At 68.0% G+C, this 19,660-nt stretch carries 16 protein-coding genes and 2 pseudogenes; 6 read left to right on the top strand and 12 right to left on the bottom strand.

Annotation, left to right across the window (positions count from 1 at the left end):
- Window positions 1–179: 179 nt before the first annotated feature.
- A complete protein-coding gene (locus GA0070215_RS28245) occupies window positions 180–374 on the top strand; it encodes a hypothetical protein (RefSeq protein ID WP_141708268.1) in 195 nt (64 codons plus the stop codon).
- 397 nt (window positions 375–771) lie between these two features.
- Here the strand turns inward: GA0070215_RS28245 and GA0070215_RS27085 are convergent, their stop codons facing one another.
- The 3 genes and pseudogenes from GA0070215_RS27085 to GA0070215_RS27075 form a co-directional block, all read right to left on the bottom strand.
- The gene (locus tag GA0070215_RS27085) at window positions 772–2,364 is read right to left on the bottom strand and encodes an MFS transporter (RefSeq protein WP_091051533.1); all 1,593 of its coding nucleotides are present in this window, start codon (window positions 2,362–2,364) and stop codon (window positions 772–774) included.
- Window positions 2,365–2,441: 77 nt separating this feature from the next.
- Window positions 2,442–3,083, bottom strand: a complete 642-nt coding sequence (locus GA0070215_RS27080; RefSeq protein ID WP_091051529.1) for a class I SAM-dependent methyltransferase — start codon at window positions 3,081–3,083, stop codon at window positions 2,442–2,444.
- Window positions 3,080–3,355, bottom strand: a pseudogene (locus tag GA0070215_RS27075) (thioredoxin reductase); the annotation flags it as partial. The pseudogene GA0070215_RS27075 and the gene GA0070215_RS27080, both read right to left, overlap by 4 nt.
- A 142-nt stretch (window positions 3,356–3,497) precedes the next feature.
- Here GA0070215_RS27075 and GA0070215_RS27070 point away from each other — a divergent pair.
- Window positions 3,498–4,094, top strand: coding sequence for a helix-turn-helix domain-containing protein (locus GA0070215_RS27070; RefSeq protein ID WP_026267935.1), 597 nt, complete (start codon window positions 3,498–3,500; stop codon window positions 4,092–4,094).
- Between the two features lie 199 nt (window positions 4,095–4,293).
- On the opposite strand, the gene GA0070215_RS27065 is transcribed toward GA0070215_RS27070, so the two are convergent.
- From GA0070215_RS27065 to GA0070215_RS28230, 7 genes and pseudogenes are all read right to left on the bottom strand, one after another.
- Window positions 4,294–5,532 (bottom strand): MFS transporter, encoded by a 1,239-nt coding sequence (locus tag GA0070215_RS27065; RefSeq protein WP_091051522.1) that lies wholly within the window; start codon window positions 5,530–5,532, stop codon window positions 4,294–4,296.
- A gap of 28 nt (window positions 5,533–5,560) precedes the next feature.
- On the bottom strand, window positions 5,561–6,367 hold the full coding sequence (locus GA0070215_RS27060; protein ID WP_091051519.1) for an ABC transporter ATP-binding protein: 807 nt from the start codon (window positions 6,365–6,367) through the stop codon (window positions 5,561–5,563).
- Window positions 6,367–7,461 (bottom strand): FecCD family ABC transporter permease, encoded by a 1,095-nt coding sequence (locus GA0070215_RS27055; protein ID WP_208600434.1) that lies wholly within the window; start codon window positions 7,459–7,461, stop codon window positions 6,367–6,369. Before GA0070215_RS27055 ends, GA0070215_RS27060 begins: the two co-directional genes overlap by 1 nt.
- Window positions 7,462–7,474: 13 nt before the next feature.
- Window positions 7,475–8,500: an ABC transporter substrate-binding protein gene (locus GA0070215_RS27050; protein WP_244167166.1), complete on the bottom strand. Its 1,026-nt coding sequence runs from the start codon at window positions 8,498–8,500 to the stop codon at window positions 7,475–7,477.
- A 325-nt stretch (window positions 8,501–8,825) separates the two neighbouring features.
- Window positions 8,826–11,048, bottom strand: a complete 2,223-nt coding sequence (recD2, locus tag GA0070215_RS27045; protein ID WP_091051513.1) for an SF1B family DNA helicase RecD2 — start codon at window positions 11,046–11,048, stop codon at window positions 8,826–8,828.
- Between the two features lie 3 nt (window positions 11,049–11,051).
- Complete coding sequence (locus GA0070215_RS27040; RefSeq protein ID WP_141708265.1) at window positions 11,052–14,327, bottom strand: DEAD/DEAH box helicase; 3,276 nt, start codon at window positions 14,325–14,327, stop codon at window positions 11,052–11,054.
- A 500-nt stretch (window positions 14,328–14,827) separates the two neighbouring features.
- Window positions 14,828–14,935: pseudogene (locus tag GA0070215_RS28230) on the bottom strand (helix-turn-helix domain-containing protein); the annotation flags it as partial.
- Window positions 14,936–15,153: 218 nt separating this feature from the next.
- Between GA0070215_RS28230 and GA0070215_RS27035 the strand changes: the two are divergent.
- Window positions 15,154–15,585: a DUF2000 domain-containing protein gene (locus tag GA0070215_RS27035; RefSeq protein WP_091051507.1), complete on the top strand. Its 432-nt coding sequence runs from the start codon at window positions 15,154–15,156 to the stop codon at window positions 15,583–15,585.
- Window positions 15,582–16,574, top strand: coding sequence for a DMT family transporter (locus GA0070215_RS27030; protein ID WP_341845031.1), 993 nt, complete (start codon window positions 15,582–15,584; stop codon window positions 16,572–16,574). Before GA0070215_RS27035 ends, GA0070215_RS27030 begins: the two co-directional genes overlap by 4 nt.
- Window positions 16,575–16,588: 14 nt before the next feature.
- Here GA0070215_RS27030 and GA0070215_RS27025 read toward each other — a convergent pair whose 3' ends face one another.
- Both GA0070215_RS27025 and GA0070215_RS27020 read right to left on the bottom strand, forming a co-directional pair.
- Window positions 16,589–17,095 (bottom strand): hypothetical protein, encoded by a 507-nt coding sequence (locus GA0070215_RS27025; protein ID WP_091051503.1) that lies wholly within the window; start codon window positions 17,093–17,095, stop codon window positions 16,589–16,591.
- Window positions 17,096–17,194: 99 nt separating this feature from the next.
- The gene (locus tag GA0070215_RS27020; RefSeq protein ID WP_091051499.1) at window positions 17,195–18,049 is read right to left on the bottom strand and encodes a helix-turn-helix domain-containing protein; all 855 of its coding nucleotides are present in this window, start codon (window positions 18,047–18,049) and stop codon (window positions 17,195–17,197) included.
- Between the two features lie 1,041 nt (window positions 18,050–19,090).
- Here GA0070215_RS27020 and GA0070215_RS27015 point away from each other — a divergent pair.
- Window positions 19,091–19,348 carry a hypothetical protein gene (locus GA0070215_RS27015; protein WP_141708264.1) on the top strand — a complete coding sequence of 86 codons (258 nt, stop codon included), beginning with the start codon at window positions 19,091–19,093 and terminating at the stop codon, window positions 19,346–19,348.
- Window positions 19,349–19,442: 94 nt separating this feature from the next.
- Window positions 19,443–19,660 (top strand): transposase domain-containing protein (locus GA0070215_RS27010; RefSeq protein ID WP_208600272.1); only part of this gene is annotated, 218 nt, incomplete at its 3' end.

Genomic DNA, 19,660 nt, shown 5'->3' with positions numbered 1-19,660 from the left:
CCCACCCGCGTCGACCCACCGACGCCGGGCCACCCCCGCGCGCCCAAAACCCACCGTGGTACAGGTCATTTACCGGTCAGATCGCCCCGGATTCCACGAGCCATGGGACGGGCTCTACGACCTCACCCTGTCTATCGCTTGGTCGAACATTGCCAGGGCTGGGATCCGCAGGGGGGTTGGTGGCGTTCCTGGTGATTGAGCCGGTAGACCCGGATCAGGCGCGTCCTGCGAGGAAGCGGTGGCAGCGGGCCGGGCATGGACAGAGCCGGCCGTACGAGATCGTCGTTCCGCTCGCCTGCATGACTCCGGGTCGCGACCTGCTGCGCCGCGAGCTGTCCCAGCGAACCGCTGCTGCTGACCGCCATGACGTCTGAGGGCGCGGCACGGGGCGCGGATGATCTACGGACCGGCACGGGCGGCGGTGCTGTCGTCGACCTTGGGCAACGGCGAAGCCCAGGCCGATGACCTGGGCTTCTGTACCGAGCCGCCGGACGGAGTCGAACCGTCGACCTACGCTCCTCGACCGCCGGGGCCTTGGACTTGTCATCTAGCGTTTGACACTCGATGGCCAGCGGCATCATGCGATGCTCTTGGGATGCTCCAGGTCATCATGGGGATGCACTACGGTGACGTCGCCCTGAACGCGACCGAGCACGGCCGCTGCGCTGGCCCAGGCCACCGCGGTAGGCAGTTCCGAACTCGGCCCTTGAGAAGCATGGGAACAAGCGTGCCCGCGTGGGGATGCAGGACCTGCGCGTGCGCGGGCCGGTGTCACCCGGCGACGGTGTCGCTGGTCGGCTTCGATACGGTTGCCGGTGTGGTGGCAACGGTCCGTTGAGGACCCCGGGCCAGGACGTAGACGAACAGGATCGCCATGACGGCGACCCCTGCCCACATGGCATGTTGCCAGCCGTAGACGAACGACTCCTGGGCGGCACGGATGAGGGCAGGTGCTTGGGTGCCGGCGGTGTCAGCGGTGTCGATGGCGTTGGCGATGCCCTCGCGGGCGGTGTCGGCGGTGTCGGTGGGGATGGTGTCGAGGCGACCGTTGATGGCGTTGCGGTAACCGGCCGTCAGGACTGCTCCGAGCAGTGCGACGCCGAGGGCGGTGCCGAATTCCCGGGTGACGTCGTTGAGGGCGGAGGCGACACCTTGACGCTCGCGGGGCAGGGCGGAGGTGATGGCTTCGGTGGAGGGGGTCTGGGCCAGGCCTAAGCCGATTCCCATGGCGAGCATGCCGGGCAGGATCGCCGGGTAGCCGCCGTCGACGGAGACGAGGATGGCCATCAGCGCCAGTCCCGCGCCGCCGAGCAGGATCCCGGCCGCCATCGTCGCGCGGGCTCCGGCGCGGGCGGCCACCCGGGGGGCGAGCCCGGAGGCGAGCATCATCATGACTGCCATGGGCATCAGCGCGAGGGTGGAACGCAGCCCGGACCAGCCGAGGACGGCCTGGAAGTAGGGGAACAACACGACGAAGATCCCGGCTAGGACGCCGAACAGTGCCAGCAGGGCCAGCGAGCCGGCGGCGAGGCGCCGGTCGCGGAACAGGCGCACGTCGAGCAGGGGCGCCACCTGGCGTAGTTCCCAGGCCACGAACCCGATGGCTGTGACGACGCCGACGAGCAGGCCGGCCACGGTGAGCGGTGCGGTCCAGCCGTGGACCGGGCCTTCGTGCAGGACGTAGATGAGCGCGACCACGGCGATCACCGACGTCAGCGACCCGACCATGTCGAAACGGTGCTGCGACTGCTCGCGAGAGTTCGGAACGGTGCGCAGGGCCATGGCGGCGGCCGCGACGACGAGCACGACCGGCAGGACGAACAGCCACCGCCAGTTCCCCCAGTCGACGAGCACCGCGGACAGGTACATGCCGAGGATGCCGCCGCCGCCGGCGACGGCGCTCCACACACCGATCGCTTTCGAGCGCTGCTCGTCGGGGAACGTCGAGGTGATCACGGCCAGAGTGACCGGCATGATCATCGCGGCGCCGACCCCGGCGAGCAGCCGGGCGGCGAGCAGCATTTCGGAAGAGATGGCCAGGCCCGCCGCCGCATTGGCGACGCCGAACAGGGCCAGGCCGGCGAGCAGCATCGGTTTGCGGCCCCACCGGTCACCTAGGGAGCCGAGCGGCAGCAGCAGCGCGGCCAGACTCAGGGTGTAGAGGTTGATCATCCACAGGACGGTGCTCTGGGAGGCGTCGAACGCGACAGCGACCTGCGGCTGGGCGACGTTGAGCCCAGAGACCGAGGCGATGACCGCCATGAGGGCGACGCACACCGCGATCAGGATCGCGCGGCGCTGGCGCGGGTCGTGGATCGTCGCGTCGGCGACGCTCACGCTCCGGGAGTTGTCTGGGGCGGACATGGGGGTTCCTTCCAAAGGGCGCGATGAGGTACGACGCCGGGGTGGACCTCGGTCCCGGCGTCGCAGAGCAGGTGGGTTCAGGGGCGGTGGGTGGCGCGCACGACGACGTCGTGCAGCGTGACCGTCTGGCCGCCGGGCACGGGGACCGGGCGCTGGTATTCCTTGGCGGTGACGATTTCCCACTCGGCCGCGTCGAGGCTGGCGGTGATGTCGGCGAGGGTGACCGTCGCCTCGGCGGGAGGGTGATGCCCGTGCCCGTGGCTGGTGGTTTCCGGGGTGTGGAGGTGTCCGACGATGAGCAGGGTGCCGCCGGGAGTCACCCAGTCGGCGATGCGCCGGTAGAAGGCGAGTTGCGGCATGGTGGGGTGCGCGTAGTGGGTGGTGACCAGGTCAAAGCGCATGCCCGGTTCCCAGGCGGTCAGGTCCGCCTCCACCCACCGGATGGTCTCCGTCAGCCCGCTGGTGGTGGCGCGGTCGGCGGCTCGGGCGAGGGCGTCGGCGGAGATGTCGGCGGCGGTGACCTGCCAGCCGTGGGAGGCCAGCCAGATCGCCTCGGCGCCGGCGCCGCACCCGGCGTCCAGGGCGGTCCCTGGGGCCAGGCCGGCGGCCTCTTGGGCGAGGTACGGGTTGGGTGGGTTGCCGGCCATCGAGCCGGGCCGGTCACCGTGCGCCTGCTGCCAGTGCTGCTGCCAGTAGGCCCGGTCGAAGCTGTGCGTCATCGAAGGTTCTCCGCGTTCGTCAGCCGGGCAACCGCCCGGTCGGTGTCCTCAGCGACGAGGTCGGCGTTGAGGTGCGCCGCGGTCCGGGCGCCGCCCGCGGCGGCCGCACCGACCTGGGCGGACAGATCGGTGGAGTTACCGGCCACCCACACCCCGGGCACCGAGGTCCGGCCGGTCTCATCAGCAGCGACGACGGAACCCTCCGGGTGCTGCGTGGCGGTGATGCCGATACCGGCGAACACATCGGCGCGGGCGACCATCCGCGACGCCACCGACCACGACCACGTCCCGCACGACCCTTGCTGCTCCACCACTTGCTGGCCTGGCCTTTCCCCGTCTTCGCCGGTGCTGAGTTGAGCTTGAGCCCTCCAACGCATATGCGCAAAGATCTTTGCCGAATGGCAAAATGGGGACGTGGATGAGAACCTGGATCGCACCCTGGACGCGGTGGGCCCGCGGTTGAAGCAGCTACGGCAGCGCCGCAACATCACCCTGACCGACCTGGCCGAGGAGACCGGCATCTCCGTCAGCACGCTGTCGCGGCTCGAGGCTGGCCTGCGGCACCCCACGCTCGAGCAGTTGCTCCCGCTCGCCCGCGCCCACAGCGTCACCATCGACGAACTCGTCGACGCCCCACTGACCGGCGACCCCCGCGTCAACCTGCGCCCCATCGCCGTCTGCGACGGATCAACCGTCCTACCCCTGACCCGCAGGCCTGGAGGCATCCAGGCCTACAAGTTCGTCCTGCCCACCGGCGACGACAACCGCGTACCCAACCTGTGCACCCATGAGGGCTACGACTGGATCTACGTCCTCAACGGCACCCTGCGCCTGATCCTCGGCGACGACGACCTCACCCTGCATCCCGGAGAGGCCGCCGAGTTCGACACCCGCACCCCCCACTGGTTCGGCGCCACCAGCTCCGGCCCCGTCGAGTTCCTCAGCCTCATCGGCAGACAAGGCGAACGCGCACACGTCCGCGTCACACCAAAATCAGACACGCCCCGCTGAGCAACAGAACTGCCCAACCACTCCGCACCCGGCCGACTATAAGCAAATGACAATCGTTGTTTTGAAGTACGCTGCTGCACCTGCTCGCAGGCGTCACACAACCCACCGCAGGGCGCGTCCGCCGCAGCGCCGGCACCGCCTCACCCTACTGCCGCAGCACGGGACTCAGGGGCCGACGGCAAGCCCTTGACCACGGCCATCATGCGTTCGACTTTCCCTCAGGCGCCGAGAAGCCTCGGGACGAGGGAACCATCGCCGCAGCCGCTGGAGCGGCAAAGCACACCACCGCACAGACCGCCAGCACCACGGTTGCGCCGAACTGGTCGATCGCGGGTGCGATGAGCGCAAGGCCGACCGGCGCGAGTCCGTAGGAGAGCAAGAAGTCAAGTGAGGACACCCGGGCAAGTTTGGTGGGCTCGACCTCGCGCTGGGTGGCAGTGAACCAGGGAACGTTGAACAGCTCGATGCCAATGCCGGCGAATACATACGCAGCGAAGATCACTGCGGGGTGCACCGGCAGTAGCAGACTCAGCGGCACGAGTCCGTAGAGCGCAAGTCCGGCCAGCGCTGACCAGCCCTGGGCCCGGGGCCGCCACCTCCCGATGATCAGGGCGCCGACGAGGGCGCCGATCGTATAGGTGGTCATCGCGGCGGCCAGCACGGCCTCGCTGCCGAAGCGGTCCCGGCTGACCAGTGGCAGGACCACGAAGGTGGCCGAGTATCCGGTGGCGATCACCGCAGTCAACGCGGCAAGGCCGGCGACGAACCAGGGATGCCTACGGGCTTCACGCATGCCGTCGGCGAAGTCGGCCAGGATGTTGGGCCTGGTGGTCGAAGGTTCGGGCGGATCGTTCCCGGCGGGAGGAGCCAACGCGGCCACCAACCACAGGGCGCCGACCCCCCACAGCAGCACCGGGGTGGAGACGGCCACGGCGAGCAGCGCGGTGAGTGTCGGCGCCACCAGGGTGGTGACCCGCACCGCGAGGGTGATCGCGGCGTTGGCCTGCTGCCTCTGTGGCTCGGCGACCACCTCGGCGGTCAGTGCCTGGAAAGCCGGACGGCACGCGCCCTGCCCAGCGCCCACGACGAACGCCGCGGCTGCCGCCACCAACAGCGACCGGTCCAGACTCACCGCCATGACGGGCGTGGCGAGGGCGGCCATCAGCCCGGACCAGAGCACCGTCTTCCTCCGGGAGTACCGGTCGGCCAGCACACCGGCGACCGGCATGGCGGCGAGGAAACCCGCTGTGCGCGTGGCCAGGAGCACTCCGAGCCCGACTCCGGTCAACGACCGGTCGAGGACTGCCAGACCGAGGATGAACGGAAGTGCCCACGTCGCCACGCCGGAGGCCATCGTGCCGGTCCAGAGCCGCACGAAGGAGGGGCTTCGCAGCAGGGGGGTCGGCGTGGGAGGGCTTTCCACAGCACTGTCATGCATCTGAATCGTTCTCCAGTCACGGATGACGTCAACCCGTGACGGCTGTCGCATCAGCCGTTCGCGGGGCGGTGGCAGCCAGGTAGGTGATACGGAGAATGCCCGTGGTGGGCTCCCGGTCGACGAGCACCTCCACGCCGTAGACCGATTTGATCAGTCCGGTGGTGAGCACCGTTTCGGGCGTGCCGGCGGCGACCACCTGCCCGCGATCGAGAACGACGACGTGGTGGCAGTAGCGTGCAGCGAGATTGAGGTCGTGCAGGGCGACCACGCAGGTGACCTCAAGCGATCCCAGCAGGTCGAGCAGTTCGAGCTGGTAGCGGATGTCGAGGTGGTTGGTCGGTTCGTCGAGCAGGATCTCCCGGGGCTCCTGGGCGAGGGCACGGGCGAGTTGAGCGCGTTGTTTCTCGCCTCCCGAGAGGGTGTGCCAGCTCTGGCGCTGCCTGTCGGTCATGCCGACCCGGTCCAGCGCCGCATCGATGATCTGCTGATCGCGCTCGGTCAGTGCGTCGAAGCGGCCCCGGAACGGCGTGCGGCCGAGCTCGACGACCTGCCGGACGCTGACGTGGTTGTGGGCGGTCACGTCCTGCTCGACGACGGCGAGCCGCCGGGCGAGCACGCGGCGGCTGAGGTCGCGCAGGCTGGTGTCGTCGTACTCGACGGCGCCGGTGTCGGGGCGGCGCAATCCGGCGAGCAGGCGCAGCAGTGTCGACTTGCCCGAGCCGTTGGGACCGAGAAGCCCGACGACCTTTCCGTCTTGGGCGGCCATCTCGATGTTGTCCAGCAGCCGATGACCCTTGACCGACCAGGAGAGTTCGGTGGCGTTGATGCGGCCCATCAGGACTCCAGGCGCTTGAGGACCAGCGCGAAGGCCGGCGCGCCGAGAAGGGCGGTGATGACGCCGACGGGCAGCTCATACGGCGAGAACGCGGTCCGGGCGAAGGTGTCCACCCAGATGAGCAGGATGGCGCCAACGGCCGCGGACAGGGGAAGCAGCGAGCGGTGCATCGGGCTGGTCAGGATGCGGACGGCATGCGGGACGAGTAGCCCGATGAAGCCGATCGCTCCGGAGGACGCCACGGCGGCGGCCGTGATGAGCGAGGTGAGCACCATCAGCCAGATGCGGACCGCGGCGACATTGATTCCCAGGGCGGAGGCGGAGTCCCAGCCGAACGTGAAGGCGTCCAGCGATGGCGCAAAGAACAGGATGGCGACGAGGCCGATGAGGATGATGACGGCAGTGACCGTGACCCCCTCCCACCGGGCACCCGCGAGGGTGCCGAGCAGCCAGTAGGTGAAGCCACGGGTGGAGTTCGCGTCCCCATTGATCATGAGAATGAGCGAGGTGACCGCGGCGAAGAACTGGGAGACGAGCACGCCGGTGAGCACCACGCGGGTGGGGCTGGCCACGCGCCCGCCACCGAGCAGGACCAGCAGCAGGCCGAAGGCGACCAGACCGCCGACGAACGCCCCGGTCGACAGCGAGACACCGCCGCCGACACCTAACAGGAGCACGGCCACCGCCCCGGTCGAGGCGCCGGAAGATACCCCCAGCAGGTAGGGGTCGGCCAAGGGATTTCTGGTGATGGCCTGCAGCACCGCGCCCGAGACCGCCAGTGCTGCGCCGACGACCGCGGAGAGCAGCACTCGTGGGAAGCGAGACTCCCAGATCAGCGCGTCGAGCAATGGCGGCAGTGGCGGGTTCGGGGCGATCTCACCCAGGCCGATGTGCCGCAGGATCGTGGAGACGACATCGCCAGGACTGATGTTCGCGCTGCCGAACAGGGACGCCGCGATGATCGACGCCAACAGTCCGGCCACGGTCAGGAGGACGATGGCCGCGGCCGAGGCGCGCCGCAGACCCGATGGCGCCGGTTTGTGGCTGACGATCGGGTCTGCGCGCCCAACGGGCGGGTGCAGTTTCGTTGTCATGGTTGTCGACCGCTCACCGGAACTTGTTCAGGCCTTCGACGAGAGGGGGAACGATGCTCACGGTGCCGTAGGAGGGGTCCATCTGGGCACCCGGGAGGGTGATGAACCGGTCACCGGTCACCGCGCCGAGCTTGCTGGTGAGTGGGTCCTTCTTGAGCAGTTCGATCTTCTCCGCCGCGGTGTCGTTGGGTTCGCCCCGGGTCAGATCGGCCAGGATGATGACGTCGGGATTCCGGGCGGCGACCTCGTCCCAGCTCGTCTCGATCCACTTGTCCTTCGCGTCGTCAAAGATGTTCTTGACCCCGACCAGCTCGGAGATGTGCTGGGGCAGGCCGCCGGGACCGGCCGCCCACGGCGTGCCGTTGTAGGTGGAATAGAACCACAGGACCCTCAGCGGCTTGTCCTTGTTCTCGACGGTGCTCACCCCCTTCTCCACGATCGCCTTCTGTTCGGCCACCAGCTTCTCGCCCGCGTCCGCGACGTTGAAAATCCTGGCCAGATCGCGGTACTCCTCGTACAGCATGTCGAAGTTCGCGCCCTCCACGGCGGCGTGGTAGGTGCAGTCGAATTCGGTGACGTAGGTCGGCACGCCCAGGTCGTGTAGTTGCTTACGCTCGCCGCCCGTCTCTGCGGTGAGGAAGCTTGCGAAGCCGCTGTAGACGAACTCCGGCTGCGCCTCCAACAGCTTCTCGTGCTTGATCGATAGACCGCGCGGCGCCAGTTGCGGGATCTTCCCGTACGGCTCGGCCAACTCTGCCGGTGGCTTGTAGATCTCGTAACCGGACCCGACGACCCGGTCACCCACCCCCAGTTCGATGAGAATCTCGGCTGCCGTCTGGTTCAGCGTGACGGCCCGTTGCGGTGCCGCCTTGATGGTCACGTCGGTGCCGCAGTTCTTCATCGTGAACGGGTACGTCGTGCCACCCGGCCCCGTTGACGCCACTGGCGCGGACGAGCCGGGGGACTCGCCGCTCGAACATCCGGCGAGGACCAGCACCACCGCAGCAGTCATGACTTTGAAACTCATTTTCGTTCTCATCGGTGGCAGGGTAGCAGTCCGACGCAGCGGGGCGACTACGTCGCCATCAGTAACCGACACGCTGCACAACGGAGTCAAGCCCGTCACGCTCACCGCCCCACGGCACCGGGCCGCCCGAGCGCACGAGTTCATCACGACACTGCCGAACGGCTACGACACCGTCGCCGGTGAGCTCGGCGCGCTCATGGCCGGCGGCAAGAGGCTGGTCATCCCAGCGGAGGTGCAGTGCCGCGGCGACCGACCGGTGCGTGACGATGACAAGAATCAACAAAGCTCCAGCGGCGGCACCTGGACCGACGAGACTTGCGCCGTTCGCAACCGGTTCTCACGGGTGGGGATTCACGTTGAGACGGTGTGTGAGGGCGGTGTGGCGGCGGCCCGCGCCCACGGTGCGGACAGCCGCGGCCAGCGCCCGACGCGAGCCGACGAGAACGACGAGCTTCTTCGCCCTGGTGATGGCGGTGTAGAGCAGGTTGCGTTGCAGCATCATCCACGCGCTGGTGGTGATCGGAATGACCACCGCCGGGTACTCCGAACCCTGGGAGCGGTGGATGGTCATCGCGTACGCGTGAGCCAGCTCGTCGAGTTCATCGAAGTCGTAGTCGATGAGTTCGTCCTCATCGGTGCGTACCGTCAGGGTTTGCTCGTCGGTGGACAGGGCGGTGACGACGCCGACGGTGCCGTTGAAGACTCCGGCCACGCCCTTGTCGTAGTTGTTGCGGATCTGGGTGACCTTGTCGCCGATCCGGAACACCCGGCCGCCGACCCGCCGTTCCGGCAGATGCTCGCGGGCCGGAGTGAGCTGCTGCTGCAACAGGATGTTCAGCGCACCGGCACCCGCCGGGCCCCGGTGCATGGGCGCGAGTACCTGCACGTCACGTCGCGGGTCGAGGCCGAATCGTTTCGCTATTCGGGTGCACGTCACGTCGACGGTGAGAGCGGCCGTAGCTTCGGTGTCGTCGCAGGGGAACAGGAAGAAGTCGCTCATGCCCTGCAGGACCGGCGGTCGACCGGCGTTGATCCGATGGGCGTTGCTGACGACACCGGAGTCCGCGGCCTGCCGGAACACCTGGGTCAGCCGGACCCGGGGGACCCCGTCCGCGGCGAGCAGGTCCCGCAGCACCTCACCGGCGCCGACGGACGGAAGCTGGTCGACGTCACCGACCAGTAGCAGGTGCGCCCCGGGCGGTACGGCTTTGATCAGCTTGTTGGCCAGGATCAGATCGAGCATGGACGCCTCGTCCACCACCAGCAGATCCACGTCCAAGGGGGTGTCCCGGTCGTAGGTGGGCTCACCGCCGGGTTGCAACTTCAGCAGCCGGTGCACCGTCGCGGCGGGCTGGCCGGTCAGTTCGGCGAGGCGTTTCGCGGCCCGGCCGGTCGGTGCGACGAGGAGGATCTTCGCCTTCTTGGCGGCGGCGAGTTCGACGATCGAACGGACGGTGAAGCTCTTTCCGCAACCGGGACCGCCGGTGAGCACGGTGACTTTCGACGTCAGCGCCAACCGGACGGCCTGCTGCTGCTCCGGTGCCAGGTCGGTGCCGGTACGGGCCTTCAACCAGGTCAGTGCTCTGCCCCAGTCGACGCCGGTGAACTGCGCCATCCGGTCCGTACGATCGCCGAGCAGCCGGAGCACCGAGCTGGCCAGGGACTGTTCGGCGCGGTGGAACGGCACCAGGTAGACCGCCGGAACCGGCCCGTCCGGGCCGGGCAGGCTCTCCCTGACGACGCCTTCCTCACCGACCAGGTCATCGAGACAGCTGATGGCCAGCCCGGCGGGCACATCGAGAATCTTCACCGCGTCCGCGACCAGGTGCGGAGTGGGCAGGTAGCAGTGCCCGTTGTCGGTGGCCTCCGACAACGTGTACTGCAACCCGGCCTTGACCCGTTGCGGGCTGTCGTGCGGGATCCCGACGGCCTGCGCGATCGTGTCGGCGGTCTTGAACCCGATGCCCCACACGTCCGCGGCCAGCCGGTACGGCTCGTGACGCACGACGTCGATCGAGGCGTCGCCGTACTTCTTGTAGATGCGTACCGCGATCGACGTGGACACCCCCACCCCTTGCAGGAACACCATCACCTCCTTGATGGCCTTCTGTTCGGCCCAGGCGGCGGTGATCTTCGCGGTACGTTTCGGGCCGAGACCCGGCACCTCCACCAACCGGCCCGGTTGCTCCTCGATGATCTGCAACGTGTCCAGACCGAAGTGCGCCACGATCCGCTCGGCGAACACCGGACCTATACCCTTCACCAGACCGGACCCCAGATAGCGGCGTATGCCCTGGATCGTCGCGGGCAGGACCGTCGTGTACGAGAGGACCTCGAACTGGCGGCCGTACTGCGGATGCGACGACCACCACCCCTGCAACCGCAAACTCTCACCGGGCTGCGCCCCCAGCAGCGCGCCGACCACGGTCAGCAGATCTGAACCACGCCCGGTCGCCACCCGCGCGACGGTGTACCCGGTCTCCTCGTTGACGTACGTCAGCCGCTCCAGCACCGCCTCAAGGACATGTGGAGACGGGCGGGACGAGACAGCCCTGGGCACGAGTCAGTCGAGCAGGCTGCGGATGTCAGCGGCAGTCAGTTCGGCGGAGGCGAACTCTCCGCCGTCGAGGACGCTACTGAACAACTCGGCCTTCCTGGCTTGAAGCGCCATGACCTTCTCCTCGATGGTGTCCTTGGCGACCAGGCGGTAGACCATGACCGTCCGCGTCTGGCCGATGCGGTGAACACGGTCGACCGCCTGAGCTTCGGTCGCCGGGTTCCACCACGGGTCCAGCAGGATGCAGTAGTCGGCCTCGGTCAGGTTCAGCCCGAAACCGCCCGACTTGAGGCTGACCAGGAAGGCCGGCGCCGTCCCGTTCTTGAAGTCGGCGATGACCTCCGCCCGCCGCCGTGTCTTGCCGTCGAGATAGCAGCAGGTGACGCCGGCCTCCTCGAGACGTTGACGGGCGGTGGCCAGGAAACGGGTGAACTGGCTGAAGATGAGAACCCGGTGCCCCTCGGCCGCGAGATTGGTGACCTGATCGCGGAGCGCGTCGAGTTTCGTCGACGTGATGGCGTGGTGTTTCGGATCGACCAGGGTCAGGTCGAGGCTGGCCTGGCGCAGCAGAGTCAGCGAGCGGAAGATCTCGAAGCGGTTCTTCTGCATGTCGCCGAGCAGGCCGAGGACCTTCTGCCGTTCCCGCTGCAGATAGGTTTGGTACATCCGGCGATGCTTGGGGTTCAGATCCAGTTCGATGACCTGTTCCTGCTTGGCCGGCAGCTCGGTGACCACCTCAGCCTTGCGGCGGCGCAGCATGAGCGGGCGGATCCGGCGACGTAGCTGCGCGAGCCGCTCCTCGTCGTGGTCCTTCTCGATCGGCCGGCGGTAGTAGTCGGTGAAACGGTCGAGCCGGGGCAGCAGGCCCGGGGCGGTGATGGAGAGCAGGGCCCACAACTCGACCAGGTTGTTCTCCATCGGTGTGCCGGTGATCGCGAGCTTGCAGACAGCCGGCAACTGCTTCGCACACCGGTACGTCTGCGACTGGGCGTTCTTGACGAACTGCGCCTCGTCCAGGATCAGTCCGGTCCACGGCAACGCCGCGTAGTCGTCGTACTCGAGCCGGAACAGCGTGTACGACGTGACCACGACGTGCGATCCGGCGACCGTCTGTTCCAGCGTGCCGGCCCGACGCGCGCCGGTCTGAACGATGGGGGTGACGGTGAGATGCGGGGCGAAGCGCGCCGCCTCGTGAGCCCAGTTGCTGACGACACTGGCGGGGGCGACCACCAGGAACGGGGCACCGGCGGGCGCCCGTTCGACGGCATGGCAGATCAGGGCCAGCGCCTGGAGTGTCTTGCCCAGCCCCATGTCGTCGGCAAGCACACCGCCGAGATCATGCCGGTGCAGAGTGGCGAGCCATCGGAAGCCCTCCAGCTGGTACGGCCGGAGGGTGGCGTCCAGCCCCACCGGTGGCGGATCGGCGGGACCAGCCTTGACGTCGCTGAGCCCGCGCACGGACTCCTGCCAGACCGCCGCCTGACCGGTGACCTCGCCCAACTCGGACAACTCCTGCCACAGCCCCGCCTGAAAGCGTCCGACCCGCAGCACACCGGGCGGGGCGTCCTCCAACTCGCGGGACTCCGCTATCAGGTCGCGCAGCTGCCGGAACTCTGGCTGCTCCAGCCGGAAGTAGCGACCGCTGGGCAGGATCATGAACTCCTGTTCGGCGGCGAGCGCGAGGAACAGCCCTTCGAAGCCGACCTCCTCACCATCGACGGTGACCCGGACGGACAGGTCGAACCAGTCCTGCGTGCCGGCGCTGCCCCCGGTCGCGCTCGCGAACGAAACGACCGGGGCTTCCTGCGTCTCGACATACTCCGGAACGTCGTCATGCGGCTTGACGGCCACGTCAACGCCGTCCATCTCGACGAGTCGGGGAAGCGCATCGCGTACGAGCCGCAGCATGGCGTCGTCGGCGACGACGGCATGCGCCAGCAGCCGCCGTCCGGCGGGGATCCGCTCGGTCAGCCCGTACGCCGAGTCCGCCAGCAGAGCTGTGACGCGTTGCAGCGTCGCGGCCCGGTCGGAGTCGTGGTGCAGATCGGCGTGCAGCGGCTCCACCTGGTTCTCCGAACCGACGACGGCGACCCAGTCCCAGGACAACGACATGCGGTGCTCCGGTAGCGGCTGCACCGACAGCGTCAGCACCGCCTTCCCCAGCTCAGGCAGACTCACCGTCTCGTCGGCCGGCACCACCTCGGCCTGGCGGACGAGCCCCGGATAGTACTGCCGCAGGAAACGAGGCTCTTCGGCGGCGGGAACGACGATCTCTGGCGCAACAAGCGCCCCCATGGCCCGCGGATGCAGGGGTCTCGCCAGGGGCGCGAGCCGTAGGGTACCCGGATCAGTCGAGGAACCCGGCCCCGTCGTACCCCACCAGGCGACGCCGTGCGCCGGACGCCCGACCACGATCAACTTCTCGGGATCGATCGTCTCCGTGCCGTCGGCCAGCGCCGGACGTAGCCGCAGGCCCGCTGCGACTCGATCGGCCCGCACCGAGAATCGCACCGGACGTGCCGATGCCTGAACCGGTGACGCGGCCCGGCCGCTCTGCACCAGCGGCAGCCCCGCCTCCCGCGCCTCGGCCAGAACGTCCCACACCCGCCGGCTACGAAACTCATCCAGGTACACGACGCGCTGACCCGAGCCGTAGTAGCGGTGTGCGTACGGGTCGCTAACCTCCTCGTCCGCCAGCGCGAGCAACTCCGTCAAGAGATCCACGTGATGCTGCGTGTGCGGTGAATCGGGAACGTACTCGAAGCCGAGGGTCCCCCACGAGACACCGCCGCGGATCCAGCCCCTCTTGCCCGGCACGACCGGCCGGAGCGCGATCCGCCACCTTCCCCGGCCGTCACCGTCCTCAAGCTCGAACTGCAACGCCAGTTCCGCAGAACCTGGCACGACGGCCGGGCTGTCCACGCTGACCAGACCAGCCAACGCCAACTCCCACGACGACGCCGGCTCCGGTCTGGACCCCTCGGAGGTGCAGACGATCAACGCCAAGGCAGCCGGATGCGCGCACACCGGAGCTGCCGAGCACGTGCATGCGCCGCTGACGCTCTTGAGCGCACCGTCGGCGCCGACGACGACCGACACCGTCACCGTCACCCAACCAGATCTCTCGCCTTGTACGGCAGCCCGCCCACGGCCGGAACGCGGGTCCCAGCTCACCTCGGCCAGAGCGCCGTTCGCCACCAGCGAACGGGCCTGCACAAACGATCTGACCCCGACGGCCTCGCACACCGCCGCCTCATCAGCCGTCAGCACCAGCCGCCCCACAAAGAACCTCCGCCAGATCGGTGATCGGACACAACGCTACCGAGCGACCAGGTGCCGCCGATCCGGGCATCACCCATCCGAGAAACCGGGACCACAGTCCGCTCCCGGCTGGGGGAACTTCTGGTCCGGCTGGACGACGTGACCAATGGCCTACCCGGAACTGTGTCCGCACCTCACGGCTCGTCCGCGGTGCATCGTCACCGGCGGCCGGCCACGCTCGCACGACGTCCCGATCTGACTCCAATCAGCCGGCACCAGGGGGCGTTCTCGGGGCCGATTCAAATCTTCATCGATAAAAATGATGCCCTGACCAGCGCTTTCGCCGGTCAGGGCATCGCACCGAGCCGCCTGACGGAATCGAACCGTCGACCTACACTTACCGAACGTCGCGGTCCTGGGCTTGTCGTTGATCGTCATAACCCATCGCCGACCTGCACAGACGCCATCATCAGCTCGTCAACGCCAGTCACTCATAGTCGACCCTTAGCTAGCGAGGGCTTCTTCACGGTGTTGCGAGACATCCTCAACCGCCGCGCGATGGCCTGGATCGCCATGCCCTCCGACCGCCGCAGCCGTCGGATCTCTGCCCAATCCTCCACGCTCAGCACCTCCCGATGCCTGGGGCAAATGGTGCCTCCACGTGACGAATGGCCAGCCTGCAGCAAGGTGTCGGACCGCTCAGGTTCCGCGTCCGCCGGCCCGCAGACCGCGGATTCTAGGGCTTGTGCTCCCTGCCGGATCCCCGAGCGATCCACTCCGTCGGGGCCGGTGCGGCGAGGCAATTTCGTACAAGACCGCTGCCCGCCGAGAGCGAAACAATCGCCATATGGAGACCAGCACCGAACCCGTGCGCTTCGACACGAAGATCGCCGTCCTCCTCCGCGACGATCTGCAGATCTGGCAACGCCTCAACATGACCGCCTTTCTTGTCAGTGGCATCAGCACCGCGGCACCCGAGGTCATCGGCGATCCCTACGCCGACGCCGACGACACCACGTACCTGCCGATGTTCCGGCAGCCCGTGCTCGTGTTCGTCGGATCTAAGGAGCTGCTGACCACGGCCCACAAGCGGGCGGTGGATCGCAACCTGCCACTGTCGGTGTTCACCTCCGACCTGTTCCGCACCAACAACGACAGGGCCAACCGGGCAGCGGTCAAGGCCGTCGGGCGTGACCATCTGGATCTCGTCGGGATGGCCGTCTACGGCCCGCGCAACGCCGTCGACAAGGTGCTCAAGGGCGCCCAGATGCACCCATGACCTCGGCACGGATGCCGGCGGCATCGGGCGGTACGAACGATCGACCGGATGCGCTCCTCCAGGCACATCTCAGTCTGCTCACCACCATGGCGCTCTTCGGCAGCGCCTTCGCGAGTTCGAAGGTGGTGGTCGGCCACCTGCCGCACTCGATCGCGGCCACACTGCGTTTCGGTGGCGGTGCGATCGTCCTGCTGCTGATCACGCTGGTCCTGCGCCGCAACGGCGCGAGTTTCACCCGGCGGGACTGGTTCCGGGCCGGTGCGGTCGGCCTGCTCGGAGTGTTCGCGTACAACCTGCTTTTCTTCTGGGGCCTGTCGCTCGCGCCGTCGATCGACGGCAGCATCATCGTGCCGGTCCTCAGCCCGGTCATCACCACCGGCGTGCTGCTCCTCATGGGCCAGGAGCGCCCCTCCGCCCGGCGGACCTGGGGGCTGTTGCTCGGCCTCGGCGGCACCGCAGTGTTCTTCCTCGGGCCGGGCACCTCGCTTGACAGCCGGCGACTCACCGGGGACCTGATCTACCTGCTCGGCGCGGTCGCCTGGGCTGCCTACAGCATCACCTCCAAGCGGGTGCTCGTGCAGATGGATCCGCTGCGGGCGACCACGGCGGGCACCGCGGTGGGCGCGTCGATGCTGGCCCTGTTCGCAATCCCGTCTATCTCCGACGCCGACTGGGCAGCCGTACCCGGGTACGGCTGGGTGAATGTCGTCTACCTGGCCATCGGTCCCACCGCCATCGCCTACCTCTGCTTCTACTGGGGCCTGCGATCGGTGAGCCCGTCGACGGCGACGATGACCATGTTCGCGGTGCCGATCTTCGGCATCGCCTGCGCGATGCTCTTCCTGGGCGAGACGTTCCACCCCCTCCAGGTGGTGGGAGCCGCGATCATGGTCGTCGGCGCGCTCCTGGCGGTCAGCGGCCAGATCCGCCCGAGCATCGCCGCCGCCGAATCGGAGCCGGACGTACCCACCCATGCTGCCACCAAGTGAAGGACGCACAGCTCTCATCTGATCTCGTCGATCATGGCGTCTCCCCTATTCATGCGGCGGACCGCACGACGAAGTCCTCGCCGTGGTTGTTGGAGGTGCGAATGCGGTCGCCAGGGTGAAGACCGAAATGGTGACGTCGTCCGGGCTCCGGTCACCGATTCGCGGACGAACTCGAAGTCCGCCTCGCTGGCGGACGGGTAGCCGACCTCGATGTGCTTCAGGCCCAGCTTCACGAGCAGGTCGAACATCCTGCCCTTACGAATCGGATCCATCGGGTTGGCGAGCGCCTGGTTCCCGTCGCGCAGGTCGACCGAGGCCCACAGCGGCGCCCGTACCAGCTCCCGCGACGGCCAGGATCGATCCGGAATCACCAGCGGCATTTGCGGCTCGGTACGGGTGTACCGGTGTGCTGGCATGGTCGAGGCCCGTTGACGGTTCCACCATGGCTGCCCGGCGCTGGGCGATCCCAGCGGCGTACCGGGCGGGCCGGTGGAGAGCTGGACGGATGGCGCCTGGGTCATGCCGGCCTCCGAGGTTTCCGGGCGAATCAGCGCGTGTCTGACGCCCGGAAAGCTATCGACCCGGATCCCCGCCCCGTCCTCCCGTCGTCCCCTCGGGCCTCACCGCGTCGCGAGCAGTTCCGGCGCTCGTACGGCGACGCGTCCTGGCCTGCGACGCGGTCCCCCGACGCTGTACTGGCCGGGGTTGAAGCCCAGGATCCGCTTGAAGTGCCGCCCCAGATGCGACTGGTCGTAGAAGCCGACAGCGGTGGCGACTTCCCCAGCCGGGGTGCCTTCGAGCAGCAGCCGGCGGGCCAGATCCACCCGGCGGGAGATCAGGTACTGGTGCGGACCCAGGCCGAACTCCCGGGAGAACGCCCGGACCAGATAGGTGGGGCTGGCGAACAACGCCGTTGATGCCTCCCGCAACGTCACACCGGCGACGAACCGCTCGTCGAGCAGGTCACGGAGCCGGTGCGCGAGCGGTGCGTCGTCGACCGTGAACGCCGGAAGCGGCGACCGCCGTTCCAGATGGGCCTGCAAGCGTTCCGAGACGAATGCGAGATGCGCCTCGGCGGTCAACTCGTTGCCGGGATCGGCCAGCACCATGTGCATCCGATCGATCCACCACCGCAGGACGGGGTCGTCGAGCGCGGGCCGGTCGACCGCACGACCGACCAGGTGCTCGCCCAGCTGCGCCGGGTCAAGATAGAGGACGCGTTTCCGGAAGCCCTTGGCGGTCGCCGGATGACCATTGTGCGGCACGTTCGGCGGCAGCAAGGTGACCACCTTTCGGAACGCGCCGTGCTCGTGCCGGTCGAGGTCGTATCTGACGACACCCTCGTCGACCACCATCAAGGTCCAGGTGTCGTGGGTGTGCATCGGGTAGATGTGATCGGTGAAGTGGGCGTGCAGCACCTCCCGAATGCCGTCGACCGACGGCAGCCAAGCTGACACCTCACCCCGGCTGGACACGCGACAGACTGTAATCGGCGGATACGGCCCTCGCATGTCTATGCCCGTGCGCCGACGACCACAATGCCTCAGCGGGTGCTCACGCCCCGACAGTGGGGGATCGGACCGGCAGCGGCACCACCCTGGTGGGCACCGCGCGGCGGCTGCGGATGGTGCTCCCAGAGCTGATCGTGGTCGGGGTCGACATGGCCGGGTCGACGTTGTTCGGGGGCTCCGCCGGTGAGCGGACCCTTCCCGGCATCGGTCCCTGCCGGTGCGCAGGCGGTGGCTCCGTCGAGCATGGTGGTCGGTGCCGGAGACCCCCTGTCCCCGAAGGGTGCCGAACCGCTGCAGTGACGAGCGGGGAGCTACCGATCCGCTTCGGGTCCGGGGCGACGGCCTCCGACACCGGGTCGTGGCGACCCAGCAGACGCAGCAGCGGCGCGGCGACGACAGATCAGCGCCACTCTCAACATCTGTGCACACGTGGCCCCCGAGGTTGCGCGGGAAGCCGCGTCATGGTTGGAGGGGCGCTGTGGTCCCGTGAGCAGGTTGGCTGCTCGCTTGGCTGCTCGGCTCGGCGACAACGAGCAAAAGGCCCAGGTCAAGATCGGCGATCAAGCCGGTGACCTGGGCCTTTCCATGGAGCCGCCTGACGGAATCGAACCGTCGACCTACGCTCCTCGAACCCTGCGCTCTTGGCGTTGTCATCGACTGTCAGTATTTGGCGCTGACCTGCGCAAACGATCGGGCAAGGTGATCATTACTTGTCGCCGCTGGTCAATCGCTGGCAGGGGTTTTCGGGGGGTAAACGGGGGCGGCAACCAGGCGCGGCGCATCGCTGCCGCCAGGGCTGGTGCAGGTTGGCGCCCCGCCGGGGGCACGGTTGTGCCGGATCTATGCCCGTTGATCTTGACGGGGCCACCGCTGGTCCAACGTCCCCTAGCCGTCGCTGGCCTGCTAGCAGTGTCTTCCACTGGTCGATCTCCGACTGCCTGCGCCGACTGGCTTGCTGTACGGATGGTGGTACTCCCCGTTGATCAGCTGCCGGAAGATGGAAGCGTGAACCTTCTCCTGGGAGGGTTGATCACTCTCGTGGTGACCGCCCTCGTGCAGATCTTCGTCATACCAAGAGTCCAGCGGTACAACCGTCGCGTCGAGCGGTGGGAGAAAGAGATCACAGAGTTGGCGAACCTCCTGGAGGAGGACTTGCCTCGTGCTCTCAAGACGCTCAGCTATGCCGTCATCTCGTTGGATGTGAACCGGACCCTCAAGAAGGAGTGGACGGCCGAAGGCCCAATGCTGCGTAGCTTAAGTTGATCTTGGGGTGTGGTCTGCGGTTGTGTGGATGCTGTCGGGTGGTGCGGCGTGGCGGGCTGCGGGCCGACGGGGTTGGCTGTTCTGATTCCGGGTCATGTCGGTGGATGCGGTGGTGCGGCCGGACCAGGTCACGCTCGGGGTGTTGATCTCGCGGGTGTCGCGGGAGGAGGTCGACGCCGCGGTCGAGGTGTGTGGGGTGCGGGAGCGGCGGTCGGACGGGAAGTTGCCGGCGCATGTGGCCGTGTATCTGACGTTGGGGCTGGCGTTGTTCCCCGATGATGACTACACCGAGGTGGCGGCCCGGGTCACGGG

This window comes from Micromonospora marina (assembly GCF_900091565.1).
Classification (GTDB): domain Bacteria; phylum Actinomycetota; class Actinomycetes; order Mycobacteriales; family Micromonosporaceae; genus Micromonospora; species Micromonospora marina.
The sequence above is the reverse complement of the archived record's forward strand: the minus strand, read 5'-3'. Positions and strand labels throughout refer to the sequence as shown.